Source organism: Actinokineospora sp. HUAS TT18 (assembly GCF_051364635.1).
Taxonomy (GTDB): Bacteria; Actinomycetota; Actinomycetes; order Mycobacteriales; family Pseudonocardiaceae; genus Actinokineospora.
Map to the genome: position 1 here is coordinate 5,627,717 of NZ_CP195645.1, position 25,129 is coordinate 5,652,845.

Genomic DNA, 25,129 nt, shown 5'->3' on the forward strand with positions numbered 1-25,129 from the left:
TAGCTCAGCTAACTAACGGACTTCCTGTGATTTGTTCACGGTCCCAGCCGCTGTACCCGCCACGCGCCGTCCCGGGTCTGCTGGTAGCGCAGCCGGTCGTGCATTCGGTCCTGCCTGCCCTGCCAGAACTCGACGACCTCCGGCTGGATGCGCCATCCGCCCCAATGCGGCGGCACCGGCACGGTCTCGGAGTTGGCGAACCGGCGCTCGACGTTGGCCAGCGCCGCGTCCAGGGTGGCGCGGCCGTTCACCACGATCGACTGCGGCGAGGCCCACGCGCCCAGCTGCGAGCCGCGCGGGCGCTTGGCCCAGTACTCGGCGGTCTCGGCGGCGGACACCTTCTCGACGGTGCCGCGGATCGTGGCCTGTCGGTGCATCGCGTACCAAGGGAAAGTGGCCGACGCGTAGCGGGTGGCGAGCAGGTCGTGGCTCTTGGCGGAGGTGTAGTTGGTGAAGAACACCAGCCCGCGTTCGTCGAGGCCCTTGGCCAGCACGGTGCGCGAGGACGGCTTGCCGTCGGAGTCGGCGGTGGCGAGCACCATCGCGTTGGGCTCGGCGACCCCGGCCCGCTTGGCCGCGTCCAGCCACCCCTGCAGCTGCTCGTGCCAGGTCGCGGCCAGCTCGGCCTCGGTCAAGGCGCCCTGGTCGTACGAGACCCGCATGGTGGGCAGTTCCAAGGTGATGTCGCCGTCCGCCATCCGCAGCTCTCCTCGCGTGAAGGTTTGGACAACCGACGTTACGGGGAATCCAGGTGAACGGAAACCGCCCGTGCGGTGACAGCCACCACGAACGGGGAACGACGGGTTGCGCGTTGGTGGCGATCAACAAACTGAATCGATTCACTGGATCGTGACCGAAGACACCGCCGTGAACGATTGCTAACCGTCGGTCAAAGGAGCAAGGTTTTGCCAGCCGTGCAGTGGTGCCCGGCGCTGGTGGCCTGCACAGACGGCCTCCCGCCGCCGCTGCGCGATTCCGTCGGGGACATGGCGCGCGAAAGGCGATGGCAATGCACAACGCGGTGCAGGAGAAAGAAGTACCCGCTCAACCGGATGACGGTTTCCGCCCAGGGCTGGAAGGCGTCGTCGCCTTCCGCACCGAGATCGCCGAACCCGACCGCGACGGCGGCGCGCTGCGCTACCGCGGCGTCGACATCGAGGACCTCGTCGGCAAGGTGACCTTCGGCAACGTGTGGGCCCTGCTGGTCGACGGCCGCTTCGGCCCCGGCCTGCCGCCCGCCGAGCCCTTCCCGCTGCCGGTGCACTCCGGCGACGTCCGGGTCGACGTACAGGCCGGTCTGGCGATGCTCGCCCCGATCTGGGGCTACCAGCCACTGCTCGACATCTCCGACGACGAGGCCCGCGAGCAGCTGGCCCGCGCGTCGGTCATGGCGCTGTCCTACGTCGCCCAGTCCGCGCGCGGCATCCACCAGCCCGCGGTGCCGCAGAAGCGCATCGACGAGTGCGGCTCGATTACCGAGCGGTTCATGACCCGCTGGCGCGGCGAGCCCGACCCCAAGCACGTCCAAGCGGTCGACGCCTACTGGGTGTCCGGCGCCGAGCACGGCCTCAACGCCTCCACCTTCACCGCCCGCGTCATCGCCTCCACCGGCGCCGACGTGGCCGCCTCGCTGTCCGGCGCCATCGGCGCGATGTCCGGCCCGCTGCACGGCGGCGCCCCGGCCCGCGTGCTGCCGATGATCGAGGCCGTCGAGAAGTCCGGCGACGCCCGCGGCTTCGTCAAGGGCATCCTCGACCGCGGCGAGCGCCTGATGGGCTTCGGCCACCGCGTCTACCGCGCCGAGGACCCGCGCGCCCGCGTGCTGCGCCGCACCTGCCAGGAACTGGGCGCCGAGCGGTACGAGGTCGCCGCCGCTCTCGAGCAGGCCGCGTTGGCCGAACTGCGCGAGCGCAGGCCGGACCGCGCGATCGAGACGAACGTGGAGTTCTGGGCCGCGGTCATCCTCGACTTCGCCGAGGTCCCGCCGCACATGATGCCCGCGATGTTCACCTGTGCCCGGACCGCGGGCTGGTGCGCGCACATCATGGAGCAGAAGCGGACCGGCCGCCTGGTGCGGCCCGCCGCGAAGTACATCGGCCCGGCCCCGCGTCGGCCGGAAGAGGTCGAGGGCTGGGACGCCATCGCCCACCTCTGACAGACGAAGCGAACGGCCCGGCTGGATTTCAGCCGGGCCGTTCGTGTCTCCTCACACCGCGGCGGCCGTCATCCGCCGCAGGGAGACCGCGTCGTGGGCGGAGAAGGCCCGCACCTCCGAGCCGTGGTCGCGGACCAGTTCGCGGAGCCGGACCTGGTTGGCGAGCCGCGACTTCTTGTCCACCTGCATGAGCGACTCGAAGGTCGCCAGCAGCGGCGGCATCGGGCCCTCGGCCGGGTCGACCTCGCTGCGGTGGAAGAACGAGTCGCCCGCGTGCAGCAGCCACCCGTCGTCGCCCTTCACCGCGACGCCGACGTGGCCGTGGGTGTGGCCGACCAGGGGCACCAGCAGGAAGTCCTCCGGCAGCCCGACGAGCCCGCGTACCGCCTCGAAGCCGAACCAGCGCTCGCCGTCGGCGTCGGGGTAGATCTCCCACTTCGGCTGGTGCGCCCACTGTCCCGGGCGGAAGCGCTGACGGTCGCGGTAGCTCGCCTGGGCCGTGGCGATCTTGTGCTCCGGGCCGTACACGTGCACGGTGGCGCCGGGGAAGTCGCGCAGGCCGCCCGCGTGGTCGAGGTCCATGTGCGTCAGCAGGATGTGCTTGACGTCGGAAGGCTTGTGCCCCAACGCTTCCACCTGCCGGATCGCCGACAGCGACGGGTCGGCCACCGGGCGGACCAGCTTCACGAACTCGCGCGGCAGCGTGCCGGGCAGGCCGGCCAGGTCGGCCTCGCCGAAGCCGGTGTCGACCAGGACCAGCCCCGCCTCGCTCTCGACCAGCAGCACGTGGCAGACCATTTCGGCGAAGCGGAAGTAGCCCGGCTCGCCGTCGAGCAGCTTGGCGCCCGGAGGTCGCATCGAGCCGCAGTTCAGGTGGTGCACGCGCACGTCAGAGTCCTTTCACCAGGGTTCGGAGAGTCGCGCCGACCGCGTACAGCGGCGCGGTGTCGTGGGTGGTCCTGGCCAGCAGCTGTGCGCCTTCGAGCGCGGCGAGCACCGTGGTGGCCAGTGCGTCGGCGTGCGGGACGCCGTGGTGGACAAGGAAATCGCGGGTGACCGCGTGCCAGGACGCGAACGCCGTGGCGCACGCCGCGCGCACCACGTCGCCGCCGTCCGGTGCGACAGTCCCAATTGGACAGCCGCGCTGGAAGTCCGACGCGGCAAGGTGTTCGGCGAGTCCGGCGATCACCGCGTCGAGCCCGGAGGCCGGGTCCGGCGCGGCGGCCAGGGTGGTGCGGACCCAGTCGCAGAGTTCGCCCGCGGCCAGGGTGACGGCCTCGGCGGCGAGTTGTTCCTTGCCGCCGGGGAAGTGGAAGTACAGCGATCCCTTGGGGAGGCCGCCCTCGGCGAGGATCTGGTTGAGACCGGTGCCGTGGTAGCCCTGGGTTCGGAACAGCGTGGCCGCGGTGCGCAGCGTCCGCTCGCGGGTGTCGGTTCTGCGGCCCATGCGGTGAACTATACAGACCGGTCTAGTTCTGTCCAGTAGGTTGACCGCATGGACTACGAGATCCGATACGGCGGTGCCCGCGCGGCCGTCGCCGGGGTGGGCGCGACCCTGCGCGAGTACGAGGTCGACGGCGTGCCGTACGTCGAGACGTTCGCCGCCGACGAGCCCGCGCCCATGTCGTGTGGCGCGATTCTGCTGCCGTGGCCCAACCGCACGGCGAACGCGACATGGACATATCAGGGCGAACCGCAGCGGCTCCCGGTCGGCGAACCCGAGCGCGGCAACGCCATCCACGGTCTGGTGCGGACACTGGAGTGGACCGCGGTCGACGTCGCCGAGGCCGCGATCACGCTCGCGGTCGAGGTCGCCGACGAGCCCGGCTGGCCGTTCCGCTTCCGCACGTCGGTCACCTACACCCTCGACCACCGCGGCCTGGTGATCACCCACGGCGTGGAGAACCTCGGCGAGCGCGCGATGCCCTTCGGCCTGGGCACCCACCCGTACCCCCGCGCGGGCCGCAGCGACCTGGAGCAGTGCGAGCTCACCCTCGCCGCCACGAGCCACCAGCCGCTCGACCCCGGACTGAAGGTCCCGTCCGGGCAGGCGACGCCCGCGAAGATCCACCAGAAACCCGTGCGCGAACTCGACCTCGACGACGCGTTCGGCGACTGTGTGCTCGGCGAGGACGGCCTTGTCCGGCACACCCTGGCCGGGCCGGACGGCGGCGTCGTGGTGTGGGCCGACCCGGTGTTTCGGTGGGTCCAGGTCTTCACCACGCCCCTGTTCCCCGGCGCGCCGGGCCGGGTGATCGCGATCGAGCCGATGACCTGCCCGGCCGACGCGCTCAACTCCGGCACCGACCTGCTGGAGGTCGCGCCGGGCGCGTCGTGGACCGGGTCGTGGGGCCTCACGCCACTAGGGTTGGCGCTGTGATGATCGCGGTGACTGGCGGATACGTGGTGCCCATCGACGGCTCGCCCATCGAGGGCGGGACGGTGCTGATCGACGGCGGCAAGATCGTCGCCGTCGGCGCGGCCGAGGACGTCGAGGTGCCCGACGAGGCGGAGATCGTCGACGCGGCGGGCTCGTGGGTGCTGCCCGGCTTCGTCGAGGCGCACGCACACGTCGGCATCCACGAGGAGGGCGAGGGCTGGGCGGGGCAGGACACCAACGAGATGACCGACCCGGTCACCGCGAAGGTCCGCGCCATCGACGCCATCAACCCCGACGACGAGGGCTTCCGCGACGCGCTCGCGGGCGGGGTGACCACGCTGGTGGTGAAACCCGGCTCCGGCAACGTGATCGGCGGGCACACCGTCGCGGTGAAGGCGTGGGGCCGCACGGTCGACGAGATGCTGCTGCGCGACCCGGTCAGCATGAAGAGCGCGCTGGGGGAGAACCCGAAGCGCGTGTACGGCGACAAGAAGGTCATGCCGTCGACCCGGCTCGGCGTCACCGCGGTCATCCGGGAGGCGCTGACCAAGGCGCAGGACTACAAGGCGCGAAAGGCGAACGCGGCCGAGGAGGGCAAGCCGTTCGACCGCGACCTCACCAACGAGGCGCTGGTCAAGGTGCTCGACCGGGAGCTGCCCTGGTGCCAGCACTCGCACCGCGCCGACGACATCGCCACCGCGATCCGGCTGGCCGACGAGTTCGGCTACCGGCTGGTGATCAACCACGGCACCGAGGCGCACCTGATCGCCGACCTGATCGCCGAGCGCGACATCCCGGTGGTCATCGGCCCGCTGATCGTGTCCCGGTCGAAGGTCGAGGTGCGCCGCCGCGACTTCCGCAACCCGGGCATCCTCGCCCGCGCGGGCGTGCGCATCGCGATCACCACCGACGCCCCGGTCGTGCCGATCAACTTCCTGGTGCACCAGGCGACCTTCGCGGTCAAGGAAGGGCTCGACGCCGAGACCGCGCTGCGCTCGATCACGGTCAACCCGGCGCAGATGCTCGACCTGGACGACCGTGTCGGCGCGCTGAAGCCCGGCCTCGACGCCGATGTGGTCATCTGGTCCGGCGACCCGCTCGACGTGATGAGCCGCGCGATGCGGGTGTTCGTCGAGGGCCGCGAGGTCTACCGCTTCGACGAGGCGACCGGTGTCGGCGTCACCGAGAACCCGTTTTATCAGGAACAGCGTTGAGTCGGTGAGTCTGTAGCGACCGACAGTCGATCGAAGACGCCCCGACCAGATTCGACCGTGCGGGCTCGACCACGCTGCGCGATGACCTACGGTGTGAGCCGGTGTGTCGGGTCTTGGGTAGGGGGGTCTTGAATGGACTTGCTTGTCGTCCTGCTGCTCGTCGTCCTCGCGGCGGCCATAGGTGCGGTGGTGACGGGGCTCTTGCTGCGCAAGCGGAAGCCCACCGCCGCCAAGAGCCCGGTCGACCCGTTCGCGGACAACGATCATCACGCCGTCCACGGTGATCCGCGCGCGCTGAAGGCAGGCGATGTCGTCGAGCTGCGCGGGGAGTCCTTCATGGTGCGGGGCACGCTGCGGCTCGACGAGGGCGGGTGGTCGTGGTCCGAGCACCTGTTGGAACAGGCCAACGGTGAGCGGGTGTGGCTCTCCGTCGAGGAGGACCCGGAGCTGGAGCTGGTCGCCTGGACCGAGGTCGACATCGACCTCGTGCCGGGGGCGAAGACGCTGTCGCACGGCAGCGGGCAGTACCGCTCCGACGAGTCCGGCAAGGCGAAGTTCCGCAGCGAGGCGACCACCGGGCTCAACGCCGATGGCGTCGTCAGGTACCACGACTACACCGCCGGTGACTCGCTGCTGTCCTTTGAGGCATACGGCGACGCGGGCTGGGAAGCGTCGACCGGCGCGAAGCTGTCCATCCACGATGTGCGCATCTATCCGGCGGGGCAGGCGTGAGCAAACCCGAACCCACCGAGCCCACCCCGCCGCCACCGGTGACGTCCAAGCCGCGCTTCTGGTTCTGGATGGCGGGCATCCTCGGCGCCATCGCCGGGATGATGGCGATCGCGATGCTCGTGCGCGGGACGACCGTGCGCGACTACGTCGAGGACACCTACACCCGCGCGGCGAGCCTCGACCGGGGCGAGGAGATCGCGTTCACCAGCGACCAGGCGCCGACCAGGGTCGCGGCGAACATCACGGGGCAGTGGAAGCCCGTGTCGCAGTACGCCGACGCGAGCGGGGTGTACCTGCGCTACAACGACGACATGGTCCTGGTCCGGCCCGAGGGGACCGGCAGTGTCATCCGGATCGATGACGTCGCGCGCGCCTACCGCGCGTACCACTCGTCGGTCGGCGGCAACTGGGGCTGGACGTCCGGGCACGGCGAGTCGTTCCGGGGTCGGGGTCCGGGGGCGGGCAAGTGAAGAAAGCCATCATCTGGACGTCCGTCATCGCGGTGTGCGTCTTCCTGATCGGCCTTGAGGCGGACTGGTGGTCGTCGACCGACAACGACACCACGATCCCGACGCTGTCCGAGGCCGACGGCGAGGACCTGGTCGCCCGGCTGGCGAAGGCCGAGGCCGCGCAAGGCGTCTGCTACGGCTGGGCGGTGGAGAGCGGCTCCGGCAAACCGGTCACGTCGGGGTCCAGCCGCGGCATCGGCGTGTCCGCCGACACCTGCGACGACTACGCGATCCTGATCAGCACGATCAACTACACGTCGGCGTCGAGCGAGTCGGAGGACTCCGCGTCGGTGCGGGTGAAGACCTCGACCGGCCTGCCCCACCTGGCCTCGGCGGACCTGTCCCGCGTCGGCGTGGACACCGCGACGCTGCTGGAGGAGCCGACCACGGCGACCGCGTACGGCGCGCTCGCGCTTCCGTTGCTGCTGGCCGAAAAGGGCAACGTCGAGCCCATGGAGCCCGAACCGGCCGCGGCCGCGCCCACGGCGCCGATCAGCCGCCCCGGCTCGGACTTCGCCGCCACCCACAGCGGCGCGATCATCTCACTGTCGATCTTCGGTGGAGCGGCCCTGGTCGGCCTGGTCATCGGATTCATCCTGCGCCGCAAGCGCGGTCAAGAAGGGTAGTCACCGTGTCCGACCTGCTCAACGGACTGCTCGGGACGCTGGCCTACGGGGCCGTCGGTCTGGTCCTCATGTCGCTGGGCTTCGTGCTCGTCGACGTCGCCACCCCCGGCAAGCTGCGCGACCTGATCTGGGTCGAGCGCAACCGCAACGCCGCGGTGCTGCTGTGCTCCGGCCTGCTCGGCATCGGCATCATCCTGACCACGGCCATCATGATCAGCGATGACAATGTGGTGATCGGCCTGCTGAACACCGCGGTGTACGGCTTCGTCGGCCTGGCCATGATGAGCCTCGCGTTCGTCGTGATCGACGCGGTGACGCCCGGCAGCCTCGGTGAGGTCATCTGCACCGAGGAGGGCCATCCGGGGGTCTGGGTCTCGGCCACCGCGCACCTCGTCGTCAGCGTGATCATCGCCGCCGCGATCTCATGACCCGGGCCCGGTCGGCCAGGATCGCGCTGCTGGCGACCGTGTTCGTGTGCGCGGCGTGCGGGCTCGTCTACGAACTCGCGCTCGTCGCGCTTGGCAGCTACCTGATCGGTGACACCGTCGGGCAGGCGTCGATCGTGCTGTCCCTCATGGTGTTCGCCATGGGTATGGGCGCGCTGCTGGCCAAGCCGTTGCAGCGCAAGGCCGCCGCCTCCTTCGCGGTGGTGGAGTTGGTGCTCGCGCTGCTCGGCGGGCTCAGCGTGCTGCTGCTGTACGCGGCGTTCGCGTGGCTCAGCCTCTACACCCCGGCGCTCATCGCGATGGCGCTCGTCCTCGGCACACTCATCGGCGCGGAGATCCCGCTGCTGATGGAGATGCTGCAGCGGATCCGCCGCCAGGAGGCGGGTTCCGCGGTCGCCGACCTGTTCGCCGCCGACTACGTCGGGGCGCTGCTCGGCGGGCTGGCGTTCCCCTTCGTGCTGCTGCCGCTGTTCGGCCAGATCGAGGGCGCGCTGGTGGTCGGCATGGTCAACGCCGTCGCCGGGCTCGGGCTGGTGCTCACCGTGTTCCGCGCCGACCTGGGCCGCCGGGCCAAGGCAGTGCTGATCGGCGCGGCGGTCGTGGTCGGCGGGGTGCTGGGCGGCGCGTACTTCATGGCGGAGGACTTCGAGGTCACCGCCCGCCAGGCCCTCTACGACGACCCGGTCGTGCACGCGGAACGCACGCCGTACCAGGAGATCGTGCTGACCGAGTCGGTCACGCTCGCGGGAAACAGCGATGTGCGGCTGTTCCTCAACGGCGACCTGCAGTTCAGTTCGGTCGACGAATACCGCTACCACGAGGCGATGGTGCACCCGGCGATGGCCGGGCCGCACGGCCGCGTGCTCGTCCTCGGCGGCGGCGACGGCCTGGGGCTGCGTGAGATCCTGCGCTACCCCGACGTCGAGCGGGTCACGCTGGTCGAGTTGGACCCGGCGATGGTCGAGCTGGCCCGCACCGAGCCACGGCTGACCTCGCTGAACCGCGACGCGTTCGCCGACCCGCGGGTGGTCGTGCGGACCGAGGACGCCTTCACCTGGCTGCGCGGCGCGGCCGACCGGTACGACGTGATCATCGTGGACATGCCGGACGCGGACTCCACCGCGACCGCCAAGCTCTACTCGCTGGAGTTCTACGGCCTGGTCGAACGCGCCTTGGCTCCGGGCGGGCGGGTGACCGTGCAGTCCGGCTCCCCGTACTTCGCCCCCAACGCGTTCTGGTGCGTCGAGGACACACTGCGGGCCGCTGGCCTCAAGACCGTGCCGTACGAGGTGTCGGTCCCCGCGTTCGGCGAGTGGGGATTCCACCTCGCCGCCCGCGATACCGCGCCCGCGCTCGTGCTGCCGCCAGGGATGCCGCTGCGGTCGCTGGACGCGGCCACCCTGGCTGCGGCGACGGTGTTCCCGCCCGACCGCCGCAACCCTGGCGATCTGACGGTGTCGACGCTGATGAACCCGATCATCCTGGTCTACGCGCGCGAGGAGTGGACCAACTACTGATGTCGCCCCGCCTTGCGGAGGAGATCAGCCGATCACGTCGTTGACCGTGCGCTCAGGGTTCTGGCCGCAGCCGTAGAGCACGCTCGACACGATGTACGGATCGCCTTCCATGAGCGGCTGGTTGCGGGCGTGGTAGACCCGCTCCAGCAGCGACCGCTGGTCCTCGCCCGTCATCGCGAAGAACGTTCGGCACGTGCCGTCGGGCAGTGGCTTCTCGGTGAGGTTGAGGACCAGCGCGCGGGCGCCGAGCGCGATGCCCGCGGCCACCAGGATGCCCGTGGCGGCCACGGCCACCTTTCGCGCCGGGAAGACGGACCTGGCGGGCTCCTGCGGTGCCGGGGCGGCGATGTCGGTCGCCCGCACCATTCCCGCGATCAGGTCACGGAAGGCGGGGTCGTCTTTGAACTGCCGGTTGAGTATCTCGACCAGTGGCCTGCGCCGCGCGGGCGCGGCCGGGTCGGCGGCGAACAGGTCGAACGTGCTCGCCGTGCCGGTGCGCCGAAGCCTGCCGATCACCGCGTCGAACAGTGTGTCGGCCGCGCGTCGACGGGGGCCGGTGATCGTCCCCGCCCCGAGTTGGGCGAGGACCTCCACCACATGCTCGGCCAGCGTCGGAAAACTCAAGGGAACCCCCACTGACTGGGACAGACTTCCGGGTACCGGGTTGATCGTCGGAAGCGTCGACAACGTAAGTGGGCGGCGGTGTCCAATAGTCGCCAATCACCCGTTGCGCAGCTGACGGGCGATCACCATACGCTGGATCTGGTTCGTACCCTCAAATATCTGAGGAACCTTCGCCTCCCGCATGTACCTTTCGACAGGAAAATCGCGCGTGTATCCGGCGCCGCCGAGTACTTGCACCGCGTCGGTGGTGACCTTCATCGCCGCGTCCGTCGCGACAAGCTTCGCGATAGATGCCTGACGGACGAACGGCAGACCGCGGTCGCGCCTGCGGGCCGCCTCCAGGTACATCGCGCGGGCGGACTCGACCGCCGCGGCCATGTCGGCGAGCAGGAACTCGATGCCCTGGAACTCGATGATCGCCGAACCGAACTGGGTGCGCTGCTTGGCGTAGGCCACGGCCTCGTCGAGCGCGGCCTGGGCGAGGCCGACCGCGCACGCGGCGATGCCGAGCCTGCCGGAGTTCAACGCCACCAAGGCGATCTTGAGTCCCTGGCCCTCGTCGCCGAGCAGTCGGTCGGCGTCGACGCGGGCGTTGTCGAAGATCATCTGGGCGGTGGTGGACCCGGTGAGGCCCATCTTCCGCTCCGGCGCCGCCGCGGAGAGGCCAGGCGTGTCGGCGTCGACGAGCAGGCAGCTGATGCCCTTCCCGCCCGTATCCGCGGTGCGGACCATCGTCGTGTAGAAGTCGGCGTGGCCCGCGTGGGTGATCCACGCCTTTGTGCCGTTCACCACGTACTGGTCGCCGTCGCGGGTCGCGCGGGTGGACAGCGCCGCCGCGTCCGAGCCCGCGTGCGTCTCCGACAGCGCGTACGCGCCGAGCAGGTCGCCGCCGAGCATGTCGGGCAGGAAGCGGTCGCGCTGCTCGTCGGTGCCGTGCTCCGACAGCGCGAAGCACGACATCGTGTGCACTGAGAGGCCGACGCCGACCGACATCCACGCCGCGGCGATCTCTTCGAGGACCTGCAGATAGACCTCGTAGGAGAGCGCGGCGCCGCCCCACTTCTCCGCGTACGGCAGGCCGAGCAGGCCGCTGCGGCCGAGCAGCTTGAACTGCTCCCGGGGGAAGCGCTCCTGCTCCTCGTACTCGGCGGCGAGCGGCGCGAGCTCGTCGCGCGCGATCTCGCGGGTGAGCTTGAGCAGGTCCTCCGCCTCGGTGGTCGGCAGCAGGCGCTCGGCGGGCATCGTTGGCCTCCGGGGGATACGGGGAGCAGTACTGGCGAGTGTACGAGAAACAGTACTGGCGGACGCCTCAGAGTACTGTTTCTGGAATGCCGCTGTCGATACGCTGCGTGTCATGACGACCGCCCGCCGCGCGCCGACCGCCCGTCAGGCGGCCCTGCTGGAGGAGCTGCTCGCGCTGTTCCTGCGCGACGGGTTCGCCGAGTCGACCCTGGACGACTTCGCCGCGCGCCTGCACTGCTCCAAGTCGACGCTCTACGCGCTGGCGCCCAGCAAGGAGCAGCTGGCCCGCAAGGTCGTCGGCCACTTCTTCCGCGGCGCCACCGAGCGCATCGAGAAGGACGTCGCCGCCGCCCGCGACGCCAGGGACCGGATCGTGCGCTATCTCTCCGGCGCGGGCGAGGAGATGAGCAAGGCCACAGCCAAGTTCGTCGCCGACGTGGCCGCGTTCCCGTCGACCAGGCGGGTCTACGAGCGCAACGCCGCCGCCGCGGCCGCGCGCATCCGCGCGTTCATCCAGGAGGGTGTCGCGGACGGTCTGTTCCGGGACGTGCACGCTCGGTTGGTGGGCGAGATGGTCGGCTGGATCATCGAGGGCATCCAGACCGGGGTACTCGGCGCGCGGGCCGACGTTTCGGACTCCGAGGCGTTCGCCGGACTGGCGGATCTGCTGCTGCGTGGCCTGGACCCAGGACGATCGGGTGTGTGATACGTGTCCCAACGCAAGCCGTCCGGGCAGTCCACGGCTGTCCGAGACGCGCTCGGACCACTAGCGTAGGGGGCTCAGGACCCCAACGGGGCGGTGCTGTGCCGCGGCGGTCACCCGCCCGCGCTCGCACCCGACCACGGGCCGTACCGGCTCGGCTCGGACCGCCGCCTCGCGACCGAGTGTGAGAGGTAAGTCCATGCCCGACGGGACCGTAGCGCCCACTGGCACCGAGCAGCAGACCGCCACCATCGCCTACCCGGGTGGCGAGCATGAGATGGCGGTCGTCCCCGCCACCGAGGGCACCTCGGGTGTCGACCTCGGGAAGTTGCTGGCCAAGACCGGGCTGGTCACCCTCGACCCCGGTTTCGTCAACACCGCGGCGTGCTCGTCGGCGATCACCTACATCGACGGCGACGCGGGCATCCTGCGCTACCGCGGCTACCCGATCGAGCAGCTGGCGGAGAAGTCGACCTTCCTCGAGGTCAGCTACCTGCTGATCTTCGGCGAGCTGCCGACCGCCGCCGAGCTCGAGGACTTCACGCACAAGATCAGCAGGCACACCCTGCTGCACGAGGACCTCAAGCGCTTCTTCGACGGCTTCCCGCGCGACGCGCACCCGATGCCGGTGCTGTCCTCGGCGGTGTCGGCGCTGTCGACCTTCTACCAGGACAGCCTCAAGCCGTTCGACGCCAAGCACGTCGAGATCTCCACGATCCGCCTGCTGGCCAAGCTGCCGACCATCGCGGCCTACGCCTACAAGAAGTCGGTCGGCCAGCCGTTCCTCTACCCGGACAACTCCCTGGGCCTCGTGCAGAACTTCCTGCGCATGACCTTCGGCCTGCCCGCGGAGAACTACGAGGTCGACCCGGACCTGGTCCGCGCGCTCGACCTGCTGTTCATCCTGCACGCCGACCACGAGCAGAACTGCTCGACCTCGACGGTGCGCCTGGTCGGCTCGTCGGAGGCCAACCTCTTCGCCAGCGTGTCCGCGGGCATCAACGCCCTGTTCGGTCCGCTGCACGGCGGCGCGAACAGCGCGGTCCTGGAGATGCTGGAAGGCATCCGGGACGGCGGCGGCGACGTCGAGTCCTTCATCAAGAAGGTGAAGAACAAGGAAGACGGCGTCAAGCTGATGGGCTTCGGCCACCGGGTCTACAAGAACTACGACCCGCGCGCGGCCATCATCAAGAAGACCGCCGACGACATCCTCGCCAAGCTGGGCGGCGACGACTCGCTGCTCGACATCGCCAAGCAGCTGGAGGAGCGCGCGCTCACCGACGACTACTTCGTCGAGCGCAAGCTCTACCCGAACGTGGACTTCTACACCGGCCTGATCTACCGGGCCATGGGCTTCCCGACCAAGTTCTTCACCGTGCTGTTCGCGCTGGGCCGCCTGCCGGGCTGGATCGCGCACTGGCGCGAGATGATGAACGACCCGGCCACCAAGATCGGGCGCCCGCGCCAGGTCTACACCGGGCCGACCGAGCGCGACTACAAGTCGGTCACCGAGCGCTGAGTCTCCCCGGAGCGGGGCCGTCCCATGGCTGGGGCGGCCCCGCTCCGCTGTACGGGGTAGGTTCGGACGATGGCTCCGGTGATCGTCTGGTTTCGTCGCGACCTCCGCACGCGCGACCATCCGGCCCTGCTCGAGGCGGCGGAACGTTCGCCGCACGCGGTCGGGCTGTTCGTGCTGGACCCGGTGCTGCTCAAGCCCGCGGGGGCGGCGCGCGTCGCGTTCCTGTTCCGCTGCCTGCGTGATCTCGACGCACAGTTGGGCGGGCGGCTGCTTGTGCTCTCGGGGCGTCCCGCCGAGGTGGTTCCGCGCGTCGCCGCGGACATCGGCGCGGGGTCGGTGCACATCTCGGCGGACTGCGGGCCGTACGGCAGGCGGCGGGACGCGGCGGTCGGGCGCGCACTGTCCGAAATGGACGTCGAGCTGGTCGCGACCGGATCTCCCTACGCGGTAACGCCTGGACGAATCCTCAAGGCCGACGGTGAGCCGTTCAAGGTGTTCACCCCGTTCTACCGCGCGTGGGTGCGGCACGGTTGGCGCGCGCCCGCCGGGAAGTCCACAGTGGAATGGATGGACGTCCCGGGCGAAGAGATCCCGGATGATCCCGCCGTCGACGCCGAACTGCCCGAGGCGGGCGAGAAAGCCGCGCTGCGGACGTGGCGGCGGTTCCTCGACGGCGCGGACTACGCGGCGCTGCGCGACCGGCCCGACCTGCCGGGGACGAGCCGGATGTCGCCCTACTTGCGTTGGGGCTGCGTGCATCCGCGCACCCTGCTCGCCGAGTGCCCCGACGACACCTACCGCGCCGAGCTGGCCTGGCGCGACTTCTACGCCGATGTCCTCTGGCACCGGCCGGAGACCGCGCGGGAGAACTACGACCGAAAGTTCGACCGCATGGCCTATGACGACGCCTCCCTGTTCGACGCCTGGTGCCAGGGCCGGACGGGCTTTCCGATCGTGGACGCCGGGATGCGCCAGCTGCTCGCCGAAGGCTGGATGCACAACCGGGTGCGGATGATCGTGGCGAGCTTCCTGGTGAAGGACCTGCACCTGCCGTGGTGGTGGGGCGCGCGGCACTTCATGCGGCACCTGGTCGACGGCGACCTGGCGTCGAACCAGCACGGCTGGCAGTGGACGGCCGGGTCGGGGACGGACGCGGCGCCGTACTTCCGCGTGTTCAACCCGACGACGCAGGGCCAGAAGTTCGACCCGAACGGCGACTACGTGCGGCGGTATGTCCCGGAACTTCGTTCCGTAGCGGGGAAAGCCGTGCACACCGCGTCCGTCGACGGGTATCCGGCGCCGATCGTCGACCACGCGCACGAGCGGCAGGTGGCGCTGGAGCGGTACGCGGCGATCAAGAACTGAGGGCTTCGCGCACCCGAAGCCGGGAGCCGGTGCGCAGGGCCGCGCCCGCGTAGATCCGGCCGCCGAGCCACGCCAGACCGGCGACGGACAGCAGCGTCAGCACCGCGGCCAGGGCGATCTGCCAGCCGGGGACCGCGTCCATCGCGATGCGCCCGGGGATCAGGATGGGCGAGAACGGCGGCAGCAAGGACAGCACCGTCGTCGCGGTGCCCGACGGCGCGCGCGACAGCAGGCCGAAGCCGAGGACGAAGGCCAGGACCAGCACCATCGTGATGGGCAGCAGCACCGACTGGGTCTCCTCCTGGCGCGACACCAGCGACCCGGCCGAGGCGAACACCGTGGCGTAGAACAGGTAGCCGAGCAGGTACCAGACGATCCCCCAGACGAGCGTGCTCGTCGCGGCGCCGGTGATGGTGAGGACGTCGGTCGCGGTGGCCAGGACCAGGCCGACCGTGCCGATCAGGGTGAACTGGGCCAGCCCGACCAGGCCGAGCCCGACGACCTTGCCCAGCAGCAGCTGCCACGGGCGCACCGTGGCCAGCAGGATCTCCACGACCCGGCTCGACTTCTCCTCCACGACCCCGTGGGCGACCATCGTGCCGTAGAGCAGCAGGGCCATGTAGAGCATCGCGACGATCACCAGGGCCACCGCGAGCCGCTGGTCGTGGCTCGGGTCGGGCGGGCCGAGGGCGTGCACGTCGGCGGTGGCGTCGGCGACGGTGTCGAGGACCTGGTCGGGGTCGAGGTCCTCCACCGCGGCCAGCTGCGCGCGCAGGACCTGCTCTTGGACGATCGCGTTGAGCGCCTTGCGCACGTCCTCGTCGAGGGACTCGCGGACCAGCACGCGCAGCGCGGCGGGAGCGCCGCTGACCAGCACGTCGAGTTCGCCGTCGGCGACCATGGCCTCGCCGGCGCCGAGATCGTCGACCGTCGAGGTGCGCACGGCGACGCCGCGCGCGTTGGACTGCTCCTGCAGCTGGGCGGCGATGGCCGTCGCCTGGCCGGACAGGCCGACCCGCTGTTCCGACTCGCCCGCGAACAGAGTGCTCTGCATCAGGACGAACGCGGTCAGCACGGCCAGCGACACCGCCGTGCCGATGAGGAACGACTTGGTGCGCAGCCGGGTGTTGAGCTCGCGGCGGGCGATGAGCCACACCGTGCGGCCCGCGCCGACCTGCCGGGCCCTGGTCACGCGCCACCCCCGACGACGTCGCGGAACAGCTCGGTCAGCGAGGGCCGGTGGCGGCTGAACTCGTGCACCGGGCCGGTGGCCAGCGCGGCCTTGAGCACGGGCTGGTCGTCGGCGCCCTCGGCCAGCCGCAGCCAGGTGCGGCCGTCGCGCACGTTCAGCACCGTGGCGCCGGGGACGCCGTCGGCCCAGCCGGGGGCGGCGGCCGGGGCGTGCACGACCAGCATGGTGCCGCTGCCCTCGCGCAGCTCGTCGACCGTGCCACAGGCCACCATGTGTCCACTTCGGATGATCCCGACCCGGTCGCAGATCCGCTCGACCAGGTCGAGCTGGTGGCTGGAGAACAGCACCGGGACGCCCATGTCGGCCCGCTCGCGCAGCACGTCGGCGAGCAGGTCGACCGCGATCGGGTCGAGCCCGGAGAACGGCTCGTCGAGCACCAGCACCTCGGGATCGTGCACCAGGGCCGCGGCCAGCTGCACGCGCTGCTGGTTGCCGAGGCTGAGCTTCTGCACCTCGTCGCCGCGGTGGTCGCGCAGGCCGAGGCGGGCGATCCAGGTCTCGGCGTCGCGGTGGGCCTCGTTGACGCCGAAACCGTGCAGCTCGGCCAGATAGACCAACTGGTCGAGCACTTTCATCCTGGGATAAAGGCCGCGTTCCTCCGGCAGATAGCCGAAAGCGCGGCGGGCGACGTGGTCGACGGGGGCGCCCGCCCAGCGCGTCTGGCCGCTGTCGGGGCGCACCACGCCGAGGATGATCCGCATGGTGGTGGTCTTGCCCGCGCCGTTGCCGCCGACGAAGCCGAACAGCTCACCCGCCCGGACCTGGAAGCTCAGGTGGTCGCACGCGAGGACCTCGCCGTAGCGCTTGGAGACCCTGTCGACCTCCAGCATCGCCGCAGCAGGCACGCTGACCCCTTCCCCGGTTCGTCCCAGCCAGTATCCCGTGTCCGGGGCCCGCGTCGCCGCCCGGTCGGGTGCGGCTGCAAACGAGTTCGCCGTTTCGGGTCTGCGGGGGAACCGATCGGAGGATGCTCCGTCCAAGAGGCGAATGATCCTGGTTGGACCATTGGAGGGGCGAGGATGAACGACCCTGAGCAGTGGCTCGCGCAGTACGACGAGAAACTGAAGCAGGCCGCGGCGAACGCGCAGAAGGCGGACAAGGCGCTGCGGGAGGTCGGCGGGACGGCGACGTCACAGGACGGCGAGATCACCGTCCGGGTCAGCGCCAGCGGCGCCACCACCGGGCTGATCCTGCGGCCGGGCGTGCGCGATGTGGAACCCGAGCACCTCGCCCGACAGATCATGGAGCTGACCAGGCAGGCCCAGCGGGAGGCCAGCGCCCAGGTCGTGGCCACCATGCAGGAGTTCATGGGCGACGGCCCGGCGCTCGACGTGGTCAAGTCCCACCTGCCGGAGGGCTTCGCCGGCGACGGCAAGGACGACCCGACGAACCTCGACGCGCTGCGCGACACCAGGGCAGACGACGACTACTTCGAGAACCCACCCGAAGTCGTGAACTAGGGACGAGGCGGATCACATGGGCAGCGGTTTCAACGTCAACGTGACCGAGGTCCGGGTGCACACCCGGACCGTCCAGACCTGCTCGACGCAGGTCCACTCGGCCACCGGTTCCGCGCAGTCGGTGACCGACGGCGCCTACGGCGTCATCGGCCAGTTCTTCGCCTCGGCCATCCTCAGCGCGTGCGGCGACGTGGTGCAGGGCATCGCGAAGGTCGCCGGGTCGCTCGACGACGTCCGCCAGGGGCTGGAGGACATCGCCAAGGAATACGAGAACATCGACAACGCCAACGCGTCCACGCTGAACGGCCGGAGGGCATAGATGGCCACCACGACCTCGTCGCCCGCCGAACAGGGCGCGGCGAACATCGCCAACGACGTGCGCAGCGCCAAGGACGCCATCGAACGCGGCGACTGGCTCGACGCGGGCCTGTCGATCACCAACGTGGCGATGGACGTCATCAACATCGCGGGCGACCCCCTGGGCGCCGCCGCGAGCGCCGGGTTCGGCTGGATCATCGAGCACATCTCGTTCCTGCGCGAGCCCTTCGACGCGCTGCTCGGCGACGCCAACTCGATCATGGGCAGCGCCAACGGCTGGATGAAGACCAGCCAGCAGATCACCGCCACCGCCGAGCGCTACCGCGAGGCCGCGCGCGCCGAGACCTGCAACTGGCACGGCGCCGCCGCCGACGGCTACCGCCGCGCCAGCGCCACCCAGGCCCAGGGCCTCGACGCGCTCGCCCAGGTCAGCCAGGGCATCGGGCAGGCCATCCAGCAGGCGGGCCAACTGCTGGCCGAGGTGCGCAAGACGGTTCTGGACTTCATCAACAAGTGCGTCCAGAAGGTCATCCAGATCATCATCCAGGCGCTGGCCGAGGCGTGGCTGAGCTTCGGGGCCAGCATCGCCAAGGGCATCGTGCAGTCGGTGGCCGAGGCGGTGCAGACCGCGCAGAAGATCATCGGCAAGATCCAGAAGTTCGTCTCGTCGCTGCAGAAGATCATGCAGACGATCCAGAAGATCGTGAACCTGGCCAAGGCGGTCAAGCAGCTGCTGCAGACCATCGGCGGCCGGGCCAACAACACCCAAGGTGCGTCGACCAGGCAGACGGCCCCGATCAACACCACCGGCATCGACGCGGCAGCCAACGCCCGCTACAGCCACGACGCCGGTCCCGCCGCGGCCGACTACCGCAAGCCCGCGCACGAGGACTACCGCTACAACCAGTACCAGCCGGGCACCGCGACGACGGCGCCGAACTACGCGCACGGCTCGGTGCCGACGCCGTCGACGTATCGCCCGCCGACGGGTGGTGGGGCGGGTCAGCCGACGTACACGCACGGGGCGGTGCCGACGCCGTCGACGTATCGCCCGCCGACGGGTGGTGGGGCGGGTCAGCCGACCTACTCGCACGGGGCGGTGCCCGCGCCGTCGACGTACCGCCCGCCGACGGGTGGCCAGGCGGGCATGCCGGTCTACCCGGGAACCGGTGTGCCGGGGCCGATCTCGCACGTCGAGCCGCCCGTGGGCGGTTATGGCCCGAGCGGCCCGCCGCCGGACGCGGGCGCCCCGGCGTCGCGCGTCGACCGCGCCCGCTGGATCGGCTCGGCGGTGGAGATCCTGATCAACCACGGCGTCGACCCGTCCCGGATCAACGCCGAGCAGATCGCCCAGATCGTCGACCGCAACTCCGGCGGCAACCCGCACGCGATGAACCTGCAGGACCCGAGCGCGGCGGAGGGCTACCCGCCGAAGGGCCTCATGCAGATCACCGACCCGGTGTTCCAGCAGCACCAGGTGCAGGGCTACGACAACATCTGGTCGCCGGTCGACAACATGCTCGCCGGGGTCATGTACTTCCTGGCCCAGTGGGACAGCCTGATGGACGCCTTCGCCGCGACGGCGCCTTCGTTCGGCCCCCAGCGGTAGCTCTCGTTTCGTCAGCGGCCCCGCTCTCGCGAGTGGGGCCGCTTTCGTTTGTCACGGTTCGATCACCGTGGCAACGGGATCGCGGGGGCGGGCGTGTTGAGGGTGTCGGTGGCCGAGAGGCGGTCACCACGACGCCAAGGAGCCCGTCATGTCGTTGTACCGCAGGGGAATCTCGCTCGCCGCCGCGTTCGCCATGGGCGGGTTCGCGCTCACCGCGTGCACCTCGGCGCCCGCTTCGCCGACCACGGTGACGCCCACCTCCACCGCGGCGACTACCGCTCCCAGCGCCACCGCGGCACCGCCGGGAAGCGGTGCGCCCAGTTCGGCGGTTCCCGCGCCGCTGCTGGGTCCCGACGGATTCGGCGGACTCAAGCTGGGCATGTCCAGGGACCAGGCATTGGCGACCAAGCTGATCACCGACGTGCCCGCTTCGACCAGTTGCGCGGTGCACAAGCTCAAGGCGGGCGACACGGGGGTGTTCATCTCGGCGCGCCTCGGGCTCGCCGCCATCGCGTATCCGGCAGGCGCGCGGACGCCGGAGGGGATCGGCGCGGGGGCGACACTGCCCGCGGTCAAGCGCGCCTACCCGAAGCTGGACGCCATCCCGAGTGGCTACTTCGCCGACGTTCCAGGCAATCCCGCCGCTCGGTACGTGCTGTTCGTCGACGGGGACAAGGTCAAGGCTGTCGACCTGGAGCTCAAGGCCCAGGACTGCTACCGCTGATCCACGCCGTGCAGGGCGCGGGCGACCAGGTCCGTGACGGCGGGCCTGGCCGCTTCCGCGTCGGCGTCGACGAGACCGATGCGGGTGCGGCGCTGCAGGACGTCGTCGGCGTCCAGGGCGCCCTCGTTGCGCACGGCCCAGACGACCTCGGCGGCGGTGATCTCCGCGGCGATCGGCTCGGCGAGTGCGGGGTCGAGCAGGCCGATGGCGTGGACCTTGACCGCTTCGGTGCCGTAGCGGCGGACCAACCGCTCCGGCGCGTCCACCGCGGCGAGCTGCGGGCGGGAGGCGGCGCCGACCAGTGGCAGTGCCGCGGTGCGGCTGGGGCCCGCGGCCAGTTTCGCGGACTCGACGGCGCGGTCGACGGCGTCGGCGGCCATCCTGCGGTAGGTGGTGAGCTTGCCGCCGACGACGGTGATGACGCCGTCGGGGGCGGTGAGCACCGCGTGGTGGCGCGACAGGTCGGCGCTGCGGCCGGGGGCGTCGAGCAGGGGGCGCAGGCCCGCGAAGCGGCCCAGGATGTCGGCCCGCGTGGGCGGGGTGGCCAGGACGGTGCCCGCGATGTCGAGCAGGAAGTCCACATCGGACTCGGGCACGGCCGGGACGTCAGGGATGGGGCCGTCGACCGGCTCGTCGGTCAGCCCCAGGTAGACCCGGCCGTCGGCCTGCGGGAGCAGCAGCGCGTAGCGGCCGAAGTGGCCGGGGACGGGCACGGTGAGCGCGGCGTTCTCGATGCCGAGCGCCTTGCCGTCGAGGACGAGGTGCGACCCGCGCGACGGGCGCAGCGTGACCGAGTCGACCAGGGTGCCCGCCCACACGCCGGTGGCGTTGACCACCGCGCGGGCGCGGATCTGCACGGTGTCGCCGGTCAGCCGGTCGACGACGTCGGCGCCGGTGCCGGTCAGGGTGGTCACCTTGGCCTTGGTGATCACCCGGGCGCCGAACCCGGCCGCGGTCCTGGCCAGCGCGACGACGAGCCGGGCGTCGTCGATGAGCTGACCGTCGAACGACAGCAGCCCGCCGCGCAGCCCGGCACGGCGCAGTCCCGGCGCCAACGCGAGCGTCTCGGGCGCCGAGACCTTGCGCGGCCGGGGAAGCAGGCTCGACGGCGTCCGCGCCACCCGGCGCAGCACGTCGCCCGCCGCGAGCCCGGCGAAGGTGATCGCGGCGTCCATAGTGGACACGTTGGCGTGCAGCGGGATGACCTGCGGCAGCGGCCGGGTGAGGTGCGGGGCGGTGCGGGTCATGACGATGCCGCGCTCCACAGCGGACTCGTGGGCCAGCCCCACGTCGCCTTTGGCCAGGTACCGCAGGCCACCGTGGACCAGCTTGCTCGACCATCGCGACGTCCCGAACGCCAGGTCCTCGGCCTCCACCAGAGCCACCGACAGCCCCCGCGACGCGGCGTCGAGCGCGACCCCGGCCCCGGTCACCCCGCCGCCGACGACGAGCACGTCCACGACCTCCCCGGCGGCGAGCGCGGCGAGATCGGCGGCACGCCTGCGGGCGTTGAGGTGGGTGTCGGTCATCGGGACTCCGGGTTGCTCATGTGCCGCACGCCCGCGGCAGGCGCGGTGAGGTGGGTGGCGGGCTTGCGGGTGTTGGGATGGGCTTTGGTCAATGGGGCCAGGGCGCTCAGGCGCAGGTTCATCTCGCGGTGGGTGGCGGTCATCGGGGGTCCGGGGTGATCGGGCGCAGACTCATGTCCAGCACGTGCGTGAGTTCGGCGAGTAGACCCTCCGGGTCGAGTGCCGCCGTCGCCGGGGTGAACGACAAGGCGAACGACTGCACGACGAGCAGGGCGGCCCGCGCCTGGATGTCGGCGTCGGAGCAGCGCACCGACCCGTCCTCGTGGCCCATCGAGATCTGGGCGCGCAGGAACTCCTCAGCGAGGTGCTGGGTGGTCCCCAGCCGCTCGACGATGTAGGGCAGGACCAGAGCGCCGTCGCGGTCGAGGATGGTGCGCATGAGCGGGTCGGCCGTCAGGGCGCGCACCGCCGCCACCGCCCCCGCGACCAGCCGCTCCCTGGCCGTGGCCAGCCCGGTCGCCGTGGCGCCGACCTCGGTCAGGACCGCGGAGAACTCCCTGGTCATCAGGGCCGCCAGCAGCGAGCGCACGTCCGGGAACCGCCGATACAGCGTCATCCGGCTGACCCCGGCCCGCCGGGCCACATCGGTCAGCGTGGTCCGGCTGACTCCTTGGTCGAGCACGCACGCCCGAGCCGCGTCGAGCAGCACATCGTCATCGACCCTGGCCGACGAGGTGTGACGTTTAGACGTCATGTGTCACACCCTAGCGCGTGTCGTCCCCAAAGACCACCTCACCCACCTGGACACTTCCCGATCTCAGCGGCGTCTGCGCACCACCCCCATCCCGATCCCGCCGACTAAGCCGCCGAAGAACAACAGCCAGGAGACCGTCGTCCGCTCGCTGATCGCGCGTTCGCACATGTCGATGTAGTCCACCGTGGCCGCTCTGTCCTCGCCGAGACCCTCGACGATCGACCGCGTCTCCACGCCGCCGATGGTGTTGCCGCAACTCACCTTGGCCGGTCTGGCCACCGCCGGGCTCGCCACCTTGACCGGCACCAGCGCCAGGACCAGCCCGAGCAGCAGCGCCACGACCACCAGCACGGCGGCGAAGCGGGCCGGGCTGAGGGTGATGCGGTCCAGCGGGTCTTCAGGTTCGGTGCTCATGCCTAGATCCTGGCAAAGATCTCGCTCGTTCGGCGGAATCCATCCACAGCCGAGACCCATCCCCGAAATCATCCACAGGCACCCACGACAGGGTGAAATCCGACCGGATATCGGGTATGGCAAGGCGGAGGTAGCCCGGTCAACGCCGGACGCTTGATCGTTGGCGCATGACCTCATCGCGATTGACGCGGGTGTTGACGGCGTCCGCCGCCGCGCTCACGCTGTTGTCCCCGGCCGCCGCGGCCTCGCCGGAGCAGAGCACCACAGCCGGGACCGGCTGGGTCGGCGCGTGGTCGATGTCCGCCGAGTTGCCCAACGAGTTCACCTTCGAGCCGAACTGGTCGCAGTCGGGCTTCGTGAACCACACCGTGCGCCAGGTCGTGCGGGTCAGCACCGGCGGCGACACCACGCGAATCAAACTGTCCAATGTGTACGGCACAGCCCCGCTGAAGCTGACCGGCGCCACCATCGCCAAGGCGGGCGACGGCGCCGCCGTGCGCCCGGGCACCACGCGCGTGCTCACCTTCGGCCACCGCGCCTCCGCCACGATCCCGGTCGGCGCCGAGCTCTACAGCGACGCCGCGTGGCTGCGGACGTCGCCGCTGGACAAGCTGACCGTCTCGCTGTACTTCGCCGAGCAGACCGGCCAGGCCACCTTCCACGCGTGGGCCTCCGCTAACGCCTACCGCGCGACCGGCGACCAGCGCTTCGCCCGCGACGGCGCGGCGTTCACCGAGACCACGGTGTCGAACTACTTCCTGACCGGCGTCGACGTCGCCGGCTTCTGGGGCCGTCCCGGCAAGGCCGTCGTTGCCTTCGGCGACTCGCTGACCGACGGCTCGTTCTCCACCGTCGGCGCCGACAACCGCTACCCCGACGAACTCGCCGAGCGTCTCGTCGCGGTTGGCAAGCCGATGGGTGTGCGTAACGCCGGCCTCGCGGGCAACCGGATGCTCGACGACTCGCTCTGCTTCGGCGACAAGGCAGTCAAGCGCTTCCAGCGCGACGTGCTCGACGTCCCCGGTGTGCGCACGGTGATCGTCTCGGAGGGCATCAACGACGTCATCGCCCTCACCCAGACTGAGGACCACCCGTGCGGCCCGCCCGTCCCCGGCTTGACCGCGCAGATCCTCATCGACTCGCACCGCGAGCTGATCCGCCTGGCGCACGCGCGCGGCCTGCGGATCATCGGCGGCACGATCCTGCCGTACAAGAACAACCCGTACGAGGGCGTGTACTCCGAGGAGGGCGAGGCCGTGCGCGACGCGGTCAACGAGTGGATCCGGACCAGCGGCGAGTACGACGCGGTCGCCGACTTCGAGTACGCGGTGACCACCCCCGACAACCGCGACGAGATCCGCGACGAGTTCGACGGCGGCGACAAGCTGCACTGCAACGACGCGGGCTACCGCGCGATGGCCAACGCGATCGACCTCGGTTCGCTCTGAGGGAAAGCGACGGCCCCCGCTCATCAGAGCGGGGGCCGTCGCGCGTTTCTCAGACCGTCACGGACAGCGCCGACTCGGCCTCCAGCGTCACCGCCGCGGCGTGGACGACCGACGCGATCCGCAGCGCCTCGTGCACGGTCTCGCGCGAGACCCCGCCCGACCGCAGCGTCTTGTCGTGCGACTCCAGGCACACCCCGCAGCCGGTGATGGCCGAGACCGCCAGACACCACAGCTCGAAGTCGACCTTGTCGACGCCCGGCTTGGCGATGACCTGCATGCGCAGCCGCGCGGGCAGGTTCGCGTACTCGGGGTCGCCGATGAGGTGCTTGGCCCGGTAGTAGACGTTGTTCATCGCCATGATCGACGCCGCGGCCAGCGCCGCCTCGCGCGCCTCGGGGCTCAGGTGCTCCCGGGCCGCCGCGTCGATCTGCCGCAGCACCTCGCCGTTGCGCGCGGCGACCGCGCAGGCCAGGGCTGCGCCCCAGACCTGCTGCTTGGGCAGGGTCGACGTGCCGATGACCGAGCCCAGGTTGAGCTTGGTGTCCTTGGCGTAGCCCGGCAGGGCGTCCTTCAGCGTGTCCAGCGACAT

28 protein-coding genes are annotated in these 25,129 nt (G+C 70.7%); 16 read left to right on the forward strand and 12 right to left on the reverse strand.

The window, feature by feature from the left end:
* Positions 1-35: 35 nt before the first annotated feature.
* On the reverse strand, positions 36-698 hold the full coding sequence (gene pdxH / locus ACSHT8_RS26030) for a pyridoxamine 5'-phosphate oxidase (RefSeq protein ID WP_436493527.1): 663 nt from the start codon (positions 696-698) through the stop codon (positions 36-38).
* A 311-nt stretch (positions 699-1,009) separates the two neighbouring features.
* Between pdxH and ACSHT8_RS26035 the strand changes: the two genes are divergently transcribed.
* The gene (locus ACSHT8_RS26035) at positions 1,010-2,155 is read left to right on the forward strand and encodes a citrate synthase 2 (protein ID WP_436493528.1); all 1,146 of its coding nucleotides are present in this window, start codon (positions 1,010-1,012) and stop codon (positions 2,153-2,155) included.
* A 51-nt stretch (positions 2,156-2,206) separates the two neighbouring features.
* Here the strand turns inward: ACSHT8_RS26035 and ACSHT8_RS26040 are convergent, their stop codons facing one another.
* Entirely contained in the window at positions 2,207-3,043 is an 837-nt protein-coding gene (locus tag ACSHT8_RS26040) for an MBL fold metallo-hydrolase (RefSeq protein ID WP_436493529.1), read from the reverse strand.
* Position 3,044: 1 nt separating this feature from the next.
* Complete coding sequence (locus ACSHT8_RS26045; RefSeq protein ID WP_436493530.1) at positions 3,045-3,602, reverse strand: TetR/AcrR family transcriptional regulator; 558 nt, start codon at positions 3,600-3,602, stop codon at positions 3,045-3,047.
* A gap of 48 nt (positions 3,603-3,650) precedes the next feature.
* Between ACSHT8_RS26045 and ACSHT8_RS26050 the strand changes: the two genes are divergently transcribed.
* The 7 genes from ACSHT8_RS26050 to ACSHT8_RS26080 all read left to right on the forward strand — a co-directional run bounded on the left by ACSHT8_RS26050 (position 3,651) and on the right by ACSHT8_RS26080 (position 9,579).
* The gene (locus tag ACSHT8_RS26050; protein WP_436493531.1) at positions 3,651-4,535 is read left to right on the forward strand and encodes an aldose 1-epimerase family protein; all 885 of its coding nucleotides are present in this window, start codon (positions 3,651-3,653) and stop codon (positions 4,533-4,535) included.
* Positions 4,535-5,749: an amidohydrolase gene (locus ACSHT8_RS26055; protein ID WP_436493532.1), complete on the forward strand. Its 1,215-nt coding sequence runs from the start codon at positions 4,535-4,537 to the stop codon at positions 5,747-5,749. Before ACSHT8_RS26050 ends, ACSHT8_RS26055 begins: the two co-directional genes overlap by 1 nt.
* A 132-nt stretch (positions 5,750-5,881) precedes the next feature.
* Entirely contained in the window at positions 5,882-6,481 is a 600-nt protein-coding gene (locus ACSHT8_RS26060; RefSeq protein WP_436493533.1) for a DUF4178 domain-containing protein, read from the forward strand.
* The gene (locus tag ACSHT8_RS26065; RefSeq protein ID WP_436493534.1) at positions 6,478-6,951 is read left to right on the forward strand and encodes a DUF4247 domain-containing protein; all 474 of its coding nucleotides are present in this window, start codon (positions 6,478-6,480) and stop codon (positions 6,949-6,951) included. The genes ACSHT8_RS26060 and ACSHT8_RS26065 overlap by 4 nt, the downstream gene beginning before the upstream one ends.
* A complete protein-coding gene (locus ACSHT8_RS26070; RefSeq protein ID WP_436493535.1) occupies positions 6,948-7,616 on the forward strand; it encodes a hypothetical protein in 669 nt (222 codons plus the stop codon). The genes ACSHT8_RS26065 and ACSHT8_RS26070 overlap by 4 nt, the downstream gene beginning before the upstream one ends.
* A 5-nt stretch (positions 7,617-7,621) precedes the next feature.
* The gene (locus ACSHT8_RS26075; RefSeq protein ID WP_436493536.1) at positions 7,622-8,044 is read left to right on the forward strand and encodes a DUF350 domain-containing protein; all 423 of its coding nucleotides are present in this window, start codon (positions 7,622-7,624) and stop codon (positions 8,042-8,044) included.
* A complete protein-coding gene (locus ACSHT8_RS26080) occupies positions 8,041-9,579 on the forward strand; it encodes a polyamine aminopropyltransferase (RefSeq protein WP_436493537.1) in 1,539 nt (512 codons plus the stop codon). Before ACSHT8_RS26075 ends, ACSHT8_RS26080 begins: the two co-directional genes overlap by 4 nt.
* Positions 9,580-9,603: 24 nt before the next feature.
* Here the strand turns inward: ACSHT8_RS26080 and ACSHT8_RS26085 are convergent, their stop codons facing one another.
* Together ACSHT8_RS26085 and ACSHT8_RS26090 are read right to left on the reverse strand one after the other, a co-directional pair.
* A complete protein-coding gene (locus ACSHT8_RS26085; protein WP_436493538.1) occupies positions 9,604-10,203 on the reverse strand; it encodes a hypothetical protein in 600 nt (199 codons plus the stop codon).
* A gap of 96 nt (positions 10,204-10,299) precedes the next feature.
* Entirely contained in the window at positions 10,300-11,445 is a 1,146-nt protein-coding gene (locus ACSHT8_RS26090) for an acyl-CoA dehydrogenase family protein (protein WP_436493539.1), read from the reverse strand.
* Between the two features lie 112 nt (positions 11,446-11,557).
* Here ACSHT8_RS26090 and ACSHT8_RS26095 point away from each other — a divergent pair, with 112 nt between their 5' ends.
* The 3 genes from ACSHT8_RS26095 to ACSHT8_RS26105 all read left to right on the forward strand — a co-directional run bounded on the left by ACSHT8_RS26095 (position 11,558) and on the right by ACSHT8_RS26105 (position 15,032).
* Positions 11,558-12,151 carry a TetR/AcrR family transcriptional regulator gene (locus ACSHT8_RS26095; RefSeq protein ID WP_436493540.1) on the forward strand — a complete coding sequence of 198 codons (594 nt, stop codon included), beginning with the start codon at positions 11,558-11,560 and terminating at the stop codon, positions 12,149-12,151.
* A gap of 196 nt (positions 12,152-12,347) precedes the next feature.
* A complete protein-coding gene (locus ACSHT8_RS26100; protein ID WP_436493541.1) occupies positions 12,348-13,667 on the forward strand; it encodes a citrate synthase in 1,320 nt (439 codons plus the stop codon).
* A gap of 69 nt (positions 13,668-13,736) precedes the next feature.
* A complete protein-coding gene (locus tag ACSHT8_RS26105) occupies positions 13,737-15,032 on the forward strand; it encodes a cryptochrome/photolyase family protein (protein ID WP_436493542.1) in 1,296 nt (431 codons plus the stop codon).
* On the opposite strand, the gene ACSHT8_RS26110 is transcribed toward ACSHT8_RS26105, so the two are convergent.
* Together ACSHT8_RS26110 and ACSHT8_RS26115 are read right to left on the reverse strand one after the other, a co-directional pair.
* Positions 15,022-16,224 (reverse strand): ABC transporter permease, encoded by a 1,203-nt coding sequence (locus ACSHT8_RS26110; RefSeq protein ID WP_436493543.1) that lies wholly within the window; start codon positions 16,222-16,224, stop codon positions 15,022-15,024. The genes ACSHT8_RS26105 and ACSHT8_RS26110 overlap by 11 nt on opposite strands.
* Positions 16,221-17,114: an ABC transporter ATP-binding protein gene (locus tag ACSHT8_RS26115; protein ID WP_436502180.1), complete on the reverse strand. Its 894-nt coding sequence runs from the start codon at positions 17,112-17,114 to the stop codon at positions 16,221-16,223. The genes ACSHT8_RS26110 and ACSHT8_RS26115 overlap by 4 nt, the downstream gene beginning before the upstream one ends.
* A 189-nt stretch (positions 17,115-17,303) precedes the next feature.
* On the opposite strand from ACSHT8_RS26115, the gene ACSHT8_RS26120 reads away from it, so the two are divergent.
* The 4 genes from ACSHT8_RS26120 to ACSHT8_RS26135 all read left to right on the forward strand — a co-directional run bounded on the left by ACSHT8_RS26120 (position 17,304) and on the right by ACSHT8_RS26135 (position 20,395).
* On the forward strand, positions 17,304-17,744 hold the full coding sequence (locus tag ACSHT8_RS26120; protein ID WP_436493544.1) for a YbaB/EbfC family nucleoid-associated protein: 441 nt from the start codon (positions 17,304-17,306) through the stop codon (positions 17,742-17,744).
* Between the two features lie 16 nt (positions 17,745-17,760).
* Positions 17,761-18,063, forward strand: coding sequence for a type VII secretion target (locus ACSHT8_RS26125; protein WP_436493545.1), 303 nt, complete (start codon positions 17,761-17,763; stop codon positions 18,061-18,063).
* Complete coding sequence (locus ACSHT8_RS26130) at positions 18,064-19,671, forward strand: transglycosylase SLT domain-containing protein (protein WP_436493546.1); 1,608 nt, start codon at positions 18,064-18,066, stop codon at positions 19,669-19,671.
* 148 nt (positions 19,672-19,819) lie between these two features.
* The gene (locus ACSHT8_RS26135; protein WP_436493547.1) at positions 19,820-20,395 is read left to right on the forward strand and encodes a hypothetical protein; all 576 of its coding nucleotides are present in this window, start codon (positions 19,820-19,822) and stop codon (positions 20,393-20,395) included.
* Here ACSHT8_RS26135 and ACSHT8_RS26140 read toward each other — a convergent pair.
* The 4 genes from ACSHT8_RS26140 to ACSHT8_RS26155 all read right to left on the reverse strand — a co-directional run bounded on the left by ACSHT8_RS26140 (position 20,386) and on the right by ACSHT8_RS26155 (position 23,092).
* Complete coding sequence (locus ACSHT8_RS26140) at positions 20,386-21,924, reverse strand: glycerol-3-phosphate dehydrogenase/oxidase (protein WP_436493548.1); 1,539 nt, start codon at positions 21,922-21,924, stop codon at positions 20,386-20,388. The genes ACSHT8_RS26135 and ACSHT8_RS26140 overlap by 10 nt on opposite strands.
* The gene (locus tag ACSHT8_RS26145) at positions 21,921-22,067 is read right to left on the reverse strand and encodes a hypothetical protein (protein WP_436493549.1); all 147 of its coding nucleotides are present in this window, start codon (positions 22,065-22,067) and stop codon (positions 21,921-21,923) included. The genes ACSHT8_RS26140 and ACSHT8_RS26145 overlap by 4 nt, the downstream gene beginning before the upstream one ends.
* Positions 22,064-22,678, reverse strand: a complete 615-nt coding sequence (locus ACSHT8_RS26150; RefSeq protein WP_436493550.1) for a TetR/AcrR family transcriptional regulator — start codon at positions 22,676-22,678, stop codon at positions 22,064-22,066. The genes ACSHT8_RS26145 and ACSHT8_RS26150 overlap by 4 nt, the downstream gene beginning before the upstream one ends.
* A 63-nt stretch (positions 22,679-22,741) precedes the next feature.
* Positions 22,742-23,092, reverse strand: a complete 351-nt coding sequence (locus tag ACSHT8_RS26155) for a hypothetical protein (protein WP_436493551.1) — start codon at positions 23,090-23,092, stop codon at positions 22,742-22,744.
* Positions 23,093-23,259: 167 nt separating this feature from the next.
* Here ACSHT8_RS26155 and ACSHT8_RS26160 point away from each other — a divergent pair, with 167 nt between their 5' ends.
* A complete protein-coding gene (locus tag ACSHT8_RS26160) occupies positions 23,260-24,540 on the forward strand; it encodes an SGNH/GDSL hydrolase family protein (protein WP_436493552.1) in 1,281 nt (426 codons plus the stop codon).
* A 49-nt stretch (positions 24,541-24,589) separates the two neighbouring features.
* On the opposite strand, the gene ACSHT8_RS26165 is transcribed toward ACSHT8_RS26160, so the two are convergent.
* Positions 24,590-25,129, reverse strand: a complete 540-nt coding sequence (locus tag ACSHT8_RS26165) for a carboxymuconolactone decarboxylase family protein (protein ID WP_436493553.1) — start codon at positions 25,127-25,129, stop codon at positions 24,590-24,592.

What these genes read in the sequence shown, in the direction of transcription:
- pdxH (WP_436493527.1), bottom strand. Translation starts at nt 698, where the DNA reads ATGGCGGACGGCGACATCACCTTGGAACTGCCCACCATGCGGGTCTCG.
- ACSHT8_RS26035 (WP_436493528.1), top strand. Translation starts at nt 1,010, where the DNA reads ATGCACAACGCGGTGCAGGAGAAAGAAGTACCCGCTCAACCGGATGAC.
- ACSHT8_RS26045 (WP_436493530.1), bottom strand. Translation starts at nt 3,602, where the DNA reads ATGGGCCGCAGAACCGACACCCGCGAGCGGACGCTGCGCACCGCGGCC.
- ACSHT8_RS26050 (WP_436493531.1), top strand. Translation starts at nt 3,651, where the DNA reads ATGGACTACGAGATCCGATACGGCGGTGCCCGCGCGGCCGTCGCCGGG.
- ACSHT8_RS26055 (WP_436493532.1), top strand. Translation starts at nt 4,535, where the DNA reads ATGATCGCGGTGACTGGCGGATACGTGGTGCCCATCGACGGCTCGCCC.
- ACSHT8_RS26060 (WP_436493533.1), top strand. Translation starts at nt 5,882, where the DNA reads ATGGACTTGCTTGTCGTCCTGCTGCTCGTCGTCCTCGCGGCGGCCATA.
- ACSHT8_RS26080 (WP_436493537.1), top strand. Translation starts at nt 8,041, where the DNA reads ATGACCCGGGCCCGGTCGGCCAGGATCGCGCTGCTGGCGACCGTGTTC.
- ACSHT8_RS26090 (WP_436493539.1), bottom strand. Translation starts at nt 11,445, where the DNA reads ATGCCCGCCGAGCGCCTGCTGCCGACCACCGAGGCGGAGGACCTGCTC.
- ACSHT8_RS26095 (WP_436493540.1), top strand. Translation starts at nt 11,558, where the DNA reads ATGACGACCGCCCGCCGCGCGCCGACCGCCCGTCAGGCGGCCCTGCTG.
- ACSHT8_RS26100 (WP_436493541.1), top strand. Translation starts at nt 12,348, where the DNA reads ATGCCCGACGGGACCGTAGCGCCCACTGGCACCGAGCAGCAGACCGCC.
- ACSHT8_RS26105 (WP_436493542.1), top strand. Translation starts at nt 13,737, where the DNA reads ATGGCTCCGGTGATCGTCTGGTTTCGTCGCGACCTCCGCACGCGCGAC.
- ACSHT8_RS26115 (WP_436502180.1), bottom strand. Translation starts at nt 17,114, where the DNA reads ATGCTGGAGGTCGACAGGGTCTCCAAGCGCTACGGCGAGGTCCTCGCG.
- ACSHT8_RS26120 (WP_436493544.1), top strand. Translation starts at nt 17,304, where the DNA reads ATGAACGACCCTGAGCAGTGGCTCGCGCAGTACGACGAGAAACTGAAG.
- ACSHT8_RS26125 (WP_436493545.1), top strand. Translation starts at nt 17,761, where the DNA reads ATGGGCAGCGGTTTCAACGTCAACGTGACCGAGGTCCGGGTGCACACC.
- ACSHT8_RS26130 (WP_436493546.1), top strand. Translation starts at nt 18,064, where the DNA reads ATGGCCACCACGACCTCGTCGCCCGCCGAACAGGGCGCGGCGAACATC.
- ACSHT8_RS26135 (WP_436493547.1), top strand. Translation starts at nt 19,820, where the DNA reads ATGTCGTTGTACCGCAGGGGAATCTCGCTCGCCGCCGCGTTCGCCATG.
- ACSHT8_RS26140 (WP_436493548.1), bottom strand. Translation starts at nt 21,924, where the DNA reads ATGACCGACACCCACCTCAACGCCCGCAGGCGTGCCGCCGATCTCGCC.
- ACSHT8_RS26145 (WP_436493549.1), bottom strand. Translation starts at nt 22,067, where the DNA reads ATGACCGCCACCCACCGCGAGATGAACCTGCGCCTGAGCGCCCTGGCC.
- ACSHT8_RS26150 (WP_436493550.1), bottom strand. Translation starts at nt 22,678, where the DNA reads ATGACGTCTAAACGTCACACCTCGTCGGCCAGGGTCGATGACGATGTG.
- ACSHT8_RS26155 (WP_436493551.1), bottom strand. Translation starts at nt 23,092, where the DNA reads ATGAGCACCGAACCTGAAGACCCGCTGGACCGCATCACCCTCAGCCCG.
- ACSHT8_RS26160 (WP_436493552.1), top strand. Translation starts at nt 23,260, where the DNA reads ATGACCTCATCGCGATTGACGCGGGTGTTGACGGCGTCCGCCGCCGCG.
- ACSHT8_RS26165 (WP_436493553.1), bottom strand. Translation starts at nt 25,129, where the DNA reads ATGTCGCTGGACACGCTGAAGGACGCCCTGCCGGGCTACGCCAAGGAC.